This is a genomic window from Sphingomonas sp. SP1 (assembly GCF_058313395.1).
Genome location: NZ_JBZFLC010000001.1, coordinates 246,472 through 258,696, shown reverse-complemented (window position 1 = coordinate 258,696; position 12,225 = coordinate 246,472). Strand labels below are relative to the sequence as shown.

General features: G+C 65.5%; 11 protein-coding genes, 1 tRNA gene and 1 pseudogene. 9 read left to right on the top strand and 4 right to left on the bottom strand.

Translation table 11 applies throughout. The features are described 5' to 3' along the window. Positions 1–68: 68 nt before the first annotated feature. Positions 69–2,459: an ATP-binding protein gene (locus tag AC4GYS_RS01405; protein ID WP_491107328.1), complete on the top strand. Its 2,391-nt coding sequence runs from the start codon at positions 69–71 to the stop codon at positions 2,457–2,459. 156 nt (positions 2,460–2,615) lie between these two features. Here AC4GYS_RS01405 and rplA read toward each other — a convergent pair whose 3' ends face one another. The 3 genes from rplA to AC4GYS_RS01390 all read right to left on the bottom strand — a co-directional run bounded on the left by rplA (position 2,616) and on the right by AC4GYS_RS01390 (position 4,076). Next, on the bottom strand, positions 2,616–3,311 hold the full coding sequence (rplA, locus tag AC4GYS_RS01400; RefSeq protein WP_491107327.1) for a 50S ribosomal protein L1: 696 nt from the start codon (positions 3,309–3,311) through the stop codon (positions 2,616–2,618). A gap of 3 nt (positions 3,312–3,314) precedes the next feature. Then, positions 3,315–3,746: a 50S ribosomal protein L11 gene (gene rplK / locus AC4GYS_RS01395; RefSeq protein WP_491107326.1), complete on the bottom strand. Its 432-nt coding sequence runs from the start codon at positions 3,744–3,746 to the stop codon at positions 3,315–3,317. Positions 3,747–4,002: 256 nt separating this feature from the next. Continuing rightward, positions 4,003–4,076, bottom strand: a tRNA-Gly gene (locus AC4GYS_RS01390). A 269-nt stretch (positions 4,077–4,345) separates the two neighbouring features. Between AC4GYS_RS01390 and AC4GYS_RS01385 the strand changes: the two genes are divergently transcribed. From AC4GYS_RS01385 to AC4GYS_RS01370, 4 genes are read left to right on the top strand one after another with little or no spacing between them, the layout of a single operon-like run. Next, positions 4,346–4,771, top strand: a complete 426-nt coding sequence (locus AC4GYS_RS01385) for a DUF2231 domain-containing protein (RefSeq protein WP_491107325.1) — start codon at positions 4,346–4,348, stop codon at positions 4,769–4,771. Further along, on the top strand, positions 4,768–6,087 hold the full coding sequence (locus tag AC4GYS_RS01380; protein WP_491107324.1) for a PQQ-dependent sugar dehydrogenase: 1,320 nt from the start codon (positions 4,768–4,770) through the stop codon (positions 6,085–6,087). Before AC4GYS_RS01385 ends, AC4GYS_RS01380 begins: the two co-directional genes overlap by 4 nt. Continuing rightward, positions 6,084–6,830, top strand: a complete 747-nt coding sequence (locus AC4GYS_RS01375; protein WP_491107323.1) for a cytochrome c oxidase assembly protein — start codon at positions 6,084–6,086, stop codon at positions 6,828–6,830. Before AC4GYS_RS01380 ends, AC4GYS_RS01375 begins: the two co-directional genes overlap by 4 nt. After that, positions 6,827–7,498 (top strand): cytochrome b, encoded by a 672-nt coding sequence (locus tag AC4GYS_RS01370; protein ID WP_491107322.1) that lies wholly within the window; start codon positions 6,827–6,829, stop codon positions 7,496–7,498. Before AC4GYS_RS01375 ends, AC4GYS_RS01370 begins: the two co-directional genes overlap by 4 nt. A 13-nt stretch (positions 7,499–7,511) precedes the next feature. Here the strand turns inward: AC4GYS_RS01370 and AC4GYS_RS01365 are convergent. Then, positions 7,512–8,225 (bottom strand): annotated as a pseudogene (locus AC4GYS_RS01365) (c-type cytochrome); the annotation flags it as partial. 33 nt (positions 8,226–8,258) lie between these two features. On the opposite strand from AC4GYS_RS01365, the gene AC4GYS_RS01360 reads away from it, so the two are divergent. Genes AC4GYS_RS01360 through AC4GYS_RS01345 form a run of 4 tightly spaced genes read left to right on the top strand, consistent with a single transcriptional unit; the run spans position 8,259 to position 12,225 of the window. Next, positions 8,259–8,453 (top strand): c-type cytochrome, encoded by a 195-nt coding sequence (locus AC4GYS_RS01360; RefSeq protein WP_491107321.1) that lies wholly within the window; start codon positions 8,259–8,261, stop codon positions 8,451–8,453. A gap of 3 nt (positions 8,454–8,456) precedes the next feature. After that, the gene (gene coxB, locus AC4GYS_RS01355; protein WP_491107320.1) at positions 8,457–9,395 is read left to right on the top strand and encodes a cytochrome c oxidase subunit II; all 939 of its coding nucleotides are present in this window, start codon (positions 8,457–8,459) and stop codon (positions 9,393–9,395) included. Further along, positions 9,392–11,932 carry a cbb3-type cytochrome c oxidase subunit I gene (locus AC4GYS_RS01350; RefSeq protein WP_491107319.1) on the top strand — a complete coding sequence of 847 codons (2,541 nt, stop codon included), beginning with the start codon at positions 9,392–9,394 and terminating at the stop codon, positions 11,930–11,932. Before coxB ends, AC4GYS_RS01350 begins: the two co-directional genes overlap by 4 nt. Further along, entirely contained in the window at positions 11,929–12,225 is a 297-nt protein-coding gene (locus tag AC4GYS_RS01345; RefSeq protein WP_491107318.1) for a hypothetical protein, read from the top strand. Before AC4GYS_RS01350 ends, AC4GYS_RS01345 begins: the two co-directional genes overlap by 4 nt.

Sequence of the window (12,225 nt, the reverse complement as noted above, 5' to 3'; positions counted from 1 at the left end):
GGTCCGGCCAGCGACGAGCTTGAGGCTGGATGATTGTAGGACGTGCTCTTGTCGAGCTTGGTGATCGGATGCGGGATTTGGGTGAGCCCCGCGATATTGCCTACGCCGCGGCGTCAATCCTGGGGCAGGAACTTGAAGTCGCCCGAGTTGGCTACGCCGCGATCGATCACGATGCCGAAACGCTGCATGTCGAGCAGGACTGGACCGCCCCGGGGGTCGAGACACTCGCGGGAATACTGCCCTTGCGGGCGTACGGATCCTTCATCGACAGTTTGAAGCAGGGCGAATTCACCGTCATCAACGACGTTCGAAAGGACGCCCGCACCGCTCAGGCTGCCGCTGCGCTGGAGGAGAAAAGCTCCCGCGCCTTCGTCAACGCGCCGGTGCTCGAACACGGCCGATTGGTTGCCGTCTTTTACGTTAATGCATCGACCGCGCGGGAGTGGAGCGACGACGACCTGACATTGATCAGGGAATTTGCCGACCGGACGCGTCTGGCGGTGGCACGGGCCCGGGCGCAAATCAGCCTGAGGGACAGCGAGCAGCGCTACCGCACTCTGTTCGAGCGCCTTGACGAAGCCTTCTGTGTCATCGAGTTCGTCGATGGTGCCGACGGGCCACTCAGCGATTATGTTCACGTGGAAGCCAACTCGGCCTTTGTCGAGAATACGGGCATCGCGGGGGTTGTCGGCAAGCGGCTGCGGGAGGTCGTCGGCCGCGATGAGGCCGAGGGTTGGCTCGAGGTTTATCGCAAGGTCCTCCTGACCGGCGAGCCGGTCCGCTTCGAGCGCGATCTGGGGGTCACCGATCGCAAGCTCGAACTTGCCGCCTTTCGGATCGAGCCCGCCAACAGGCGGCAGATCGCGGTCCTGTTCAAGGACGTCACAGCACGGAGGCGAGCCGAGCAACGCCTGCGTGAGCTCAACGAAAACCTCGAAGCGCAGGTCGCCGCCCGAATCTCCGAGCGTGACGGTCTCTGGAATCTCTCGCAAGACATGCTTGCCCGTGCCGACTTTTCCGGAATGATGTCGGCCGTCAGCCCGGCCTGGACGGCGGTCCTCGGCTGGACCGAGGATCAGCTTCTCACCCGACCCTATGCGTCGTTCATGCACGAAGAGGACATGCCGCCGACGCTAGCGGCCATCGCCAACATGGCCGAGACGGGCCAGCCCGCGCGGTTTGAAAACCGCATCGCCACGGCCGACGGCAAGTGGAAGCATATCGACTGGACGGTGGCGCCCGAACCCGATGGCATCAATTTCGTGGCCGTCGGACGAGATGTCAGTCTGGCCAAGACGAGGGATGCCGAACTGACGCTTGCGCAAGACGCGTTGCGGCAAAGCCAGAAGATGGAGGCGATGGGCAGCCTGACCGGAGGGGTGGCCCACGACTTCAACAACCTCCTGACGCCGATTATCGGCTCGCTTGACCTGCTGGTGCGCAAAAAGGTCGGGACCGCGCGCGAGCAAAAGCTGATCGACGGCGCGCTTCATTCTGCAGAGCGGGCGAAGACGCTTGTTCAGCGCCTGCTCGCCTTTGCGCGCCGCCAGCCCCTGCAACCGGTGCCGGTGAACATGGCCGTCTTGCTCGATGGGGTGGCCGAATTGCTCGGTTCGACGCTTGGCCCGACCATCGACATCCGGGTTCAGCTGGACCCAAATGTTTCAACCGCCCAGGCCGATCCCAATCAGCTTGAAATGGCGCTGCTGAATCTGGCGGTGAACGCCAGGGACGCGATGCCCAATGGCGGCGAGCTCACGATCCGCGTCGACAATCAGCGCATCGCGGCCGGGCAGCGATCAGGGGTCAAGCCAGGTAACTATGTCCGCATCAGCGTCCGCGACACTGGCTTCGGAATGAGCCCGGAAGTGCTCAGCCGCGCCGTCGACCCCTTTTACTCCACCAAGGGCGTGGGCAAGGGAACCGGTCTCGGCCTGTCCATGGTGCACGGCCTTGCGGCGCAGCTGGGGGGAGGACTGGAACTCGAGACAGAAGTGGGCGAAGGCACTACGGTCACCTTGTTGCTGCCATCCACCTCGGCACAGGCGCAAAGGGTGTCGGTGCCGATCTCGCCCGAGGGTCCTGCCGCGCTCGGCGGCGTCGCCCTGCTCGTGGATGACGAAGAGTTGGTTCGCTTCAGCACTGCGGAAATGCTCTCCGAAATGGGGTTCGACGTTGTGGAAGCGGCCTCAGCGGAAGAAGCCCTCAGGCTCATCGACGAGGGTGCCAGGCTCGACCTCCTGGTCACCGATCATCTGATGCCTGGGATGAGCGGGGCGGACTTGGCGAGGTCGGTCAAGTCCCGTCAGCCGGAACTGCCAATCCTGATCGTTTCTGGTTACGCGGAAGTCGAAGGCATCGCTCCCGACCTGCGCAGGCTGACCAAACCCTTTCGCCGGGCCGAGCTTGCCGCAACGGTGGCGCAATTGGTGCCAAGCCAGATCCTGTTGCGAGGCTGACCAGCAGGGTTGGCCGGTCATCGAGGCCGGCCACAGCGTTCGTAATGGCCGCTATGACTCGAAAGCGGACAGGTCTCTTGAGACGTCTCGCTTGCCAACAAAAAGGGCCGGAGCGTCGCCGCCCCGGCCCTTTGCTGTTCCTGCAATCGCGGTCGCTTAAGCGGCAACCTCGTCGAGGGCGAGCTTCAGGCCCGGACCCATGGTCGAGCTGATTGCAGCCTTCTTGAGGTACTTGCCCTTGGCTCCGGCCGGCTTCGCCTTGACGATCGCGTCCACGAATGCGTCGTAATTGGCGCGGAGGTCCTCCGCCGGGAAGCTCACCTTGCCGATGCCGGCGTGGATGATGCCCGCCTTTTCGACGCGGAACTCGATCTGGCCCGCCTTGGCGTCGGTCACCGCCTTGGTGACGTCCATGGTGACGGTGCCGAGCTTCGGGTTCGGCATCAGGCCCTTGGGTCCCAGCACCTTACCGAGGCGGCCGACAACGCCCATCATGTCGGGGGTGGCGATCACGCGCTCGAAGTCGATCTGGCCGCCCTGGATGCTCTCCATCAGGTCCTCGGCCCCGACCACGTCGGCGCCCGCTGCCTTGGCTTCGTCAGCCTTGGCGCCCTTGGCGAACACGGCGACGCGAACGGTCTTGCCGGTCCCTTTGGGCAGGTTGACGACGCCGCGGACCATCTGGTCGGCGTGGCGCGGATCGACACCCAGGTTCAGCGCGACCTCGACCGTCTCGTCGAACTTGGAGGTGGCGAGCGTCTTCACGAGGTTCAGCGCTTCATCGACGCCATAGAGCTTGTCGCGGTCGATCTGGTCGGCCTGGCTCTTCTGCTTCTTGGTCAGCTTGGCCATCGCTTAGCCCTCCACAACCTGGAGGCCCATGGCGCGCGCCGAGCCTTCGATGATCTTCGTTGCGGCCTCGACGTCGTTGGCGTTGAGGTCCTTCATCTTGGTTTCCGCAATCTCGGCGAGCTGCGAACGCTTGATGGTGCCCGCGGAAACCTTGCCCGGCTCCTTCGAGCCCGACTTCAGCTTGGCGGCCTTCTTCAGGAGGAAGCTGGCCGGCGGCGTCTTGGTGGCGAAGGAGAAGGAGCGGTCCGCATAGACGGTGATGACCGTCGGGATCGGAGCACCCTTTTCCAGTTCCTGCGTGGCGGCATTGAACGCCTTGCAGAATTCCATGATGTTAACGCCGCGCTGACCCAGGGCCGGGCCGATCGGCGGCGACGGATTGGCGGTGCCGGCCGGCACCTGCAGCTTGATATAGCCGGTAATCTTCTTGGCCATGTCACTCTCTTGTGTTGGCCCGCGCGGAGGCGGACACGAAGTTTAGCGGTACAAGCGGCCGTCCAAGACGACCTCCCGCAGGCTTTCCAACAATGTGCTGGAGGCGGCGCGCTTAGCGGATGAGATGGGTGGAAGCAAGGGTGGCGCATACAGGCCGGGTGTCTATCACCAAGTGACCGACCGCTAGTCGCCGGCGGGGAGCATGCCCCCGGCATGTTCCTTATCCGCCGCGCTCCAAAATGGCCCCCGGCCATTTTGGAGCGGGTGAAGGGAATCGAACCCTCGTCGTAAGCTTGGAAGGCTTCTGCTCTACCATTGAGCTACACCCGCACGAACAACCGCAGTTGCCGCGAAAGGCCGCTGATGGCTGACGTTCGATAAGCCGCCAGCGGTCGTTGGGCCGGATGCACGACGCGGCAGTTTCGGTCAACCTGCTTGGCGGCAAGCCGTGCTCGCGCGGACTTCAGGGAACCCATCAGCCCCAGCGCGCATTAGCAATGTCGGCTCGGCGTTGATGAGCTTACGACCAGTCGGTCGGCACGGGCATTGCGCGACGGCGCAGGTTTCGGCTGGTGGTCGGGAAAAAAAGGGGATCGATCTTGGCCAGCAGTCCGGCGCTACGCCGACATATTCATCCGGTGCACGCCATTTTTTTGGCGTCGATTCTGCCGCTATTTCTTGGCGCGTTGCTCAGCGACTGGGCTTATTCGTCGACCAAGGAGGTGCAGTGGATCAACTTCGCGGCCTGGCTGAACGCCGGCGCGCTGGTCTTCGCGGGGCTGGCGCTGCTGTGGGCGGTCGTCGATTTCTTCCGCTCGGATGTCCGGCGCGACCGGGTGTCGGCGCTCTACCTGCTGGTCCTGATCACGACCTTCATCCTGGGGTTCATCGGGGCACTGGTCCACGCGAAGGACGCATGGGCGACCATGCCCGCCGGCCTGATCCTGTCGTTGCTGGTGTTTCTGCTGTCCGTAGTCGCGGTGGCGCTCGGCTTTTCCACTTTACGGGCGGGAGCCGCACGATGAGCAAACTTCGCCTGTCGGTCGCGCTCGGCGCGCTTTTGCTGGCCGGTTGCGGCTCCGATTCGGAGGTTGCGCAGTACGGTCCCAACCCCACGCTTCCCGACAAGGAGCGGGGGTTGCTGCCCGGCATGACCATCGCCAGCCCGGCCGGCTGGGGCGACCGGCGACCCGTCGTGCCGGAGGGCTATGCCGTGTCGGCGATCGCCACCGACCTCAAGATCCCGCGGCAGATGCTGGTGCTGCCCAATGGCGACATCCTGGTGGCGGAAGGCAAGGGCGGCGGCGACGCGCCGAAGATGCGGCCCAAGGACCTGATCGCGGGCTTCCTCAAGGCCAAAGGGACCAGTTCGGTCAAGGGCGGCGACCGGCTGACCTTGCTGCGCGACGCCAATGGCGACGGCGTTTACGAAGGGCGGACGGTGTTCGCCGAAAACCTCAATGCCCCCTACGGCCTGGCCCTGATCGGTAACCGGCTGTTTGTCGCCAATCAGGATGCGCTGGTCCGGTTCGACTATCAGCCGGGCCAGACCCGCGCGTCCGGCGCGCCGGTGCTGGTCACGCGCCTGCCGGCGGAGATCAATCACCACTGGACCAAGGCCCTGACCGCCAGCGCGGACGGCAGTTACCTGTTCGTGGGCAACGGATCCAACAGCAACATCGGCGAACGGGGCATGGCGGCGGAAGAAGAACGCGCGATGGTGTGGCAGATCGATGCGCAGACCGGGGCGCATCGCCGGTTCGCCACCGGGCTTCGCAATCCGACGGCGCTCGCCGTGCAGCCAGGAAGCGGGCAGTTGTGGGCGGTCGTGAATGAGCGCGACGAGCTGGGCCCCAATCTGGTGCCCGACTATCTGACGTCGATCCGTCAGGGGGCCTTCTACGGCTGGCCTTACGCCTATTGGGGGCCCAACCCCGATCGCCGGGTGCAGCCGTTCAAGGAAGAAATGGTCCGCCAGACGGTTCGTCCGGATTATGCACTCGGCTCTCACACGGCGCCGCTGGGACTGGCGTTCTCTAGCGCTGCGATGGGTGGGAGGTTCGCCGATGGCGTCTTCGTCGGCATGCACGGCAGCTGGAATCGTGAAACGCCGGTCGGCTACAAGGTGGTGTTCGTGCCCTTCCGGGGTGGACGTCCGGCCGGACCGCCGGTTGATTTCGTCACCGGCATGCAGGCAGACGGCAAGACGTTCGGCCGACCGGTCGGGGTGGCGGTCGATCCCCGCGGTGCGTTGCTGGTCGCCGACGACCTGTCCAACACGGTCTGGCGGGTGGCTCCGGCTCAGCGGTCCGCTCCGCCGCGCGTCGCCGCCGTGAGGTGAGCCAGCCGGCCGCAACGATCTGGTTGCCCTATTGCGGTGCGGCGCCCGTGCCGGCGGACCTGTTCGAGCGGTGGAACGCCGATCCGCTGCTGCTGGGCCCGCTCGCAATCGGTTCCGTCGTGCTTTGGCGACTGGCGGAGACGCCGGCGCAACGGCAACGAGCCGCAATCTCGATCGGGTTGGCGCTGCTGCTGTTCGTGTCGCCGTTCTGCGCACTGAGTTCGGCGCTGTTCTCGGCCCGGGTGACCCACCACGTCCTGCTCGCCGCGGTGTTGGCGCCCTTGCTGGTGCATGCTTTGCCGCACGACCGAACGCGCTGGCCTGGGTCGCTGGCGCTGTGGACGGGCTTGCAAGCGGTTGCCTTCTGGCTGTGGCATGCGCCCGGCCTGTATGCGGAGGCGCTTTCGAGCGACCTCACCTATTGGGCCATGCAGGTCAGCATCACCGCCACCGCCATGGGATTCTGGGCCGCGCTGCGCCGATCTAGCGGGCTGTCGGCGGTCGCCGCGTTGCTGGTGAGCACGGTGCAGATGGGTCTTCTGGGCGCGCTGCTGACCTTTGCCGGAGCGCCGCTCTACCGAGCGCATTTTCTGACCACGGAAGCCTGGGGCTTCAGCCCGCTGGAGGACCAACAGGTGGCCGGCCTCATCATGTGGGCGCCGTCCGCCGGGCTCTATCTGGCGGCCGCCCTGCTGGTCGCGCATCGCTGGTTCGCGGCCGAGGAGCGCAGGTTCGCCGCATGATCGAGCGGCTGCGGGCCTGGGGCAACAGCTACACCAGCCAAGGGCGCTATTCCCCGGTCGGGATCCTGTTCCACTGGGTCATGGCGCTGCTGATCCTGTTTCAGCTGGGCTGGGGGTTCTGGACCGACTGGATGATGCCGGGCGGCGACAAGGTCTTTGCCTATCAGGTCCACAGTGCGGCGGGCCTGCCGATCCTGTTGCTCGCCGTGGGACGGATGGTGTGGCGCACACTGATAACCGATCCGTACAACGATGCCGACCGACAGGGCTGGCAGACGACGGTCGCGCATGTCACCGCCTATCTCTTCTACCTGACATTCTTCACGCTTCCGCTGTCGGGCTGGGTGATGTGGTCGTCGGTCGCCGCGCCGGGGCCGCTATATCTGGGCGGGTTGGTGCCGTGGCCGCAGGTGCCGTTGGAAGGGCTGGAGCCCCTGACGCGCTACGCGATTCTGGACCTTGCCGAGGATGTGCACATCGCCTCCGTCATTCTGCTGCTCTTGCTGATTCCGGCACATGCAGGGGCGGCCCTGAAGCATCATTTCTGGGATCGGCACGACGTGCTTCGCGGGATGTTGCCGGAGATCGAGGATTGGCCGGGCCGCCCGAAAGAGCGGCGGAATAGGCCGCAAGCGCCTGCGCTTCCGAAGGAGTCAGGAGTTGGCTGATCCGCAGCATCACGTCACCCGGGTCGTTCCGCCGCTTGCCGATGCTCCACATGCGCAGTTGTTCGGCGAGGTAGGCGGCCGGCTGTCCGGCAAGCGGCGGGTTGGCGGGGCCGAGACCTTGCCCCTGTTCGCCGTGGCAGGCCGCGCAGGCCAGAAGTCCACGGGCGGGGTCGCCCCCGTGATACAGGGGCAAACGGGCCGCGGGGGAAGCGGCAGCGGGCTGCTGGGCGGGCAGGGAGGCGTAGTAATAGGACACGGCCTGCCGCTCTTCCGCGCTAAGCGCCTGCGCGATCCAGCCCATCTGTGCATGGTAGCGCCGGCCGTCCGCATAAGCTTCGAGTTGACGCTCGAGATAGCCGGCATCCAGTCCGGCAAGTCGAGGCGAGCCGGCTCCGTTTCCCCGACCCTCAAGCCCGTGACAGGTAAAGCAGGCGTTGGCGGCGCCGGCCTCCGCGCCGCTGAGGGCGATCACCCGGCCGTCCTGCGCGAACCGGTCGAGCGACGTGCTGTCGGCGGCCGCGCAGCCGGTCAGGCATGCCGCCGAAGCGAGAAGGGGAAATATGCGCACCCGGGCGCAACAGCTCGGTCCATCCGCTTGTTCCGGTTTGCGCCACTTCTGCTGCTCGCCGCCTGCAAGCCGCCGTCCGACCAGCGGCAGTTCGTGCCGGCAGCCGACCCGGCGCAAGGCCTGGCGGCGATCGAACGGGTCGGCTGCGGAAGCTGCCATGCCATTCCAGGAGTCCGCTGGCCGAAGGGCAAGGTGGGTCCGGACCTGGGCGGGTTGGCCGAACGGGCGTTGATCGCCGGCCAATTGCCCAATCGCCCCGATGTGCTGGCGGCGTATATCCGCAATGCGCCCGCGCTGGTCCCCGGCTCCGCAATGCCCGCCATGCCGGTGACGGAGCGCGAAGCGCGCGACATTGCGGCCTACCTTTACGAACAGGAAGTGAAGTGAACGATGTTTGAAGGCTGGCCGCCACCGGTGCTCGATCCGGCAGGACCTTATGCAACGTCCGTGACGCTGCTTAGCTGGATCCTGTTCGCGATGGGCGCTGCCGTGATGTTGGTGGTGCTTATCGCGCTGTACCTGGCGCTGTTCGGCCGGCGCGAAGTCCAGCAGAAGGTTGGGGGCAAGACGATCATCTGGGTCGGCGGGATCGCTTTCCCGCTGATCGTTCTGACGGCCCTGCTGATCTACGGGCTGTCGCTCACTCGCCACTTGTCCGATCCCATTCAGGGCAATGAGTTGCGCGTGCGGATCACCGGCGAGATGTGGTGGTGGCGGGTCGCCTACCTCGACGGGCAAGGCCGCGAAGTCGTTCAGGACGCGAACGAGCTGCACATCCCCGCCGGCCGGCCGATCGTGCTGGAACTGGAGTCCGCCGACGTAATTCACAGCTTCTGGGTTCCGCGACTGTCCGGCAAGCTCGACATGATCCCGGGCCGGCGAAATCTGATGCGCATCCAGGCCGACCAGCCGGGCGTGTTCGGCGGCCAGTGCGCCGAATATTGCGGTGGTCCCCATGCCTTGATGGGCTTTACCGTCGTCGCGCACGAGCCCGCCGTCTTTGCGCGGCTTATCCTGGGGCGCCTGACCCGACAGGCCGCTGCCGCACCTTCGGCCGCCAGCGGTGCACAGCTGTTCGACACGGCGGGCTGTGCCGCCTGCCATCGGATCGCCGGAACTGGAGCCAACGGTCTTGCCGGCCCAGACCTCACGCATGTCGGCAGCCGCCGGACCCTCGGCGCCGGCATCCTGCCCAACAACCGCGGCACGCTGATGGGGTGGATCGGCAACAGCCAGGCGATCAAGCCGAACAACCGGATGCCGCCCTACACGGTCCTGTCGGCCGAACAGCTGACCGAGCTCGCCACCTATCTCGAGGCGCAGAAGTGAGGTCCGAGACCGGGTTCGACCCGAAGCTCTACGATCGGTTTCCAACGTCCGAGCCGCGTCCGCAGAGCGAACTCGAAGAACTCGAACGGGTCTGGAAGGCGCCCACCGGGTGGCGGCGGTTGACCATCGTCAACAATAACTACGTGGGGTTGTGGTACGTCGCCACGGCCTTCCTGTTCTTCCTGCTGGCGGGCGTACTGGCGCTGGTGATCCGCACGCAATTGTCGCTGCCGCTGCTGGGTGTGCTGCCCCAGGAAACCTACAACCAGTTCTTCACCATGCACGGCACGGTGATGATGTTCCTGTTCGCGGTGCCGATCATGGAAGCGATCGGGGTCATGCTGCTGCCGCAGATGCTGGCGGCCCGCGATCTGCCCTTTCCCCGCCTGTCGGCCTATGCCTTCTGGGCCTACGCAGTCGGGGGCCTGAGCTTCTTCGCGTCGATTTTCGTCGGCCTGGCGCCCGACGGCGGCTGGTTCATGTATCCGCCGCTGACCAGCACTACCTATTCGCCCGGGATCAACGCCGACTTCTGGTTGCTGGGCATCGGCTTCATCGAGATCAGCGCCATCGCCGGCGCGATCGAGATCCTGGTCGGCATCCTGAAAACCCGGGCGCCGGGCATGACGCTTGCCCGCATGCCGCTGTTCGCCTGGGCGATGCTGGTGTTCGCGGGTATGATCCTGATCGCCTTTCCCGCCGTGATCCTGTGTACGCTGCTGCTGGAACTGGAACGGGCGCTCAACTGGCCCTTTTTCGACGCGGCGCGCGGCGGCGATCCGATGCTGTGGCAGCACCTGTTCTGGTTCTTCGGCCATCCGGAGGTCTACATCATCTTCCTGCCGGCTGCCGGCCTCGTGTCGATGATGGTGGCGACGCTCGCCCGGACGGAACTGGTCGGATACCAGCTGATCGTGCTCGCGCTGCTCGGCACCGGCTTCATCAGCTTCGGCGTTTGGGCCCATCACATGTTCGCGACCGGAATGCCGACCCTGTCGGTCGGCTTCTTCTCCGCTGCGAGCATGGCCGTCAGCATTCCCGCCGGCGTGCAGGTGTTCAGCTGGATCGCGACGCTGGCGACCGGCAGGCCGAGCGTCAACACGCCGACGCTGTTCGTGATCGGCGGCCTGGTCACCTTTGTCATGGGCGGACTGACCGGCGTCATGGTGGCGATGGTGCCGTTCGACTGGCAGGCGCACGACACCCACTTCATCGTCGCGCATCTTCACTACGTGCTGATTGGCGGCGCAGTGATGCCGGTGTTCGCCGCCTTCTATTACTGGTTCGGAATGACCAGCAAGCGGGCCTTGTCCGAGCGGCTCGGCAAATGGGTGTTCTGGCTGTTCTTCGCCGGCATGCACCTGACCTTCCTGCCGATGCACCTCACCGGCCTGATGGGCATGCCGCGCCGGGTCTATACCTACCTGCCGGGTTACAATTGGGAATGGACCAACCTGCTGTCGACGGCCGGAGCGTTCGTGCTGGCGGCGGGGGTGGTCCTGTTCCTGATCGATCTGGCGCGTAATTTCCGCTTCACGGTCGATGACGACGCCGGCAACACCTACGGCGGCGGGACGCTGGAGTGGCTGCCGACCGGCCTCTATTCGACCCGTAGCATTCCCGTGGTCAAAAGCCGCAGCCCCTTGTGGGACAACCCCGAACTGAGCCGGGAAGTGGAAGAAGGCAGGCACTTCCTGCCGCGCTCGGCAACGGGATTGCGCGAAACGCTGATCACCAGCCCGATGCGCGCGGAGCCGCAGTATCTGCAGATCATGATGGGTCCATCCGTGTGGCCGCTGCTGGCGGCAGTCTTCACCGCGGGCTTCTTTCTGCTGTTGACGGTGCAGGCGTATTTCCTGTCCGTCGCCTGCCTGCCGCTGGCGATCTTCTCGGTACTTCGCTGGCTGTGGGACACGGACCGGCCGGTTGAGCAGAAGCAGGTGGATGTCGGCGCCGGCATCATGCTGCCGACCTATGTCACCGGTCCGAGCGCGCACGGATGGTGGGCCACCATCTGCGTGCTGGTCGTGTGCTTCATGATCTTCCTGATGGCCGTGTTCGGCTATTTGTTCGTGTATGGCATCCACCCGAGTTTCTGGACGGTGCCGGTGGATCGGTGGTGGGCGCTTCCGATCACCGTCCTCTATGCCGCAGGGGCATTGCTGGTGCTGTATGGCCGCAAGCTCATCCGGCGGGAAGGCTCAACCAACTGGAGTCCGACGGCGGCGGTCCTGTTCGCGGCGGCCTTCCTCGTCGCCGGATTGGCGGCCGACTGGATAAGCTGGCAGGAACAGGGAATCGACCCGGAGCGGACCAGCCAGGGGGCTTTTTCCTTCGCCATGCTGGCGCTTCAGGGGCAGCTGGTGGCGATCGTCGTGCTGATGGGCATCTACCTTGCCGCACGGACGGCGCGCGGGTTGGTGACGCGGCCAGCGAACACCACGTTCGACGTGGTCAGCCTGTTCCTGCTGTACACCGCCGCCCAAGGCGCCGCGACGGCACTGCTGCTGCGCCTGTTTCCGGTCAGTGTGCCATGAGGCAGTGGTCGTTTCTGCTTGGCGGCCTGCTGGTCTGGACCGCGCACTTCTTCGGCGTCTACGTCGCGGCCAGCCTGTTTCCGGGCTCGCCCGTTGCTCGGTGGCTGACCGTTGCCATCACTCTTGCAGCCTTGGCGGCGGCCGGATGGCTGCTGGCGGTCAGCTTGCGCGGCCTCAACCGCTTGCAGGCCCCTTCGTTCGAGCGATGGAGCTATGGCATCTCGGCCCTCGGCAGCGGTCTCGCCCTGGTCGCGATCCTGTTTCAGGGCCTGCCGGCGCTATTCAGCCGCTGA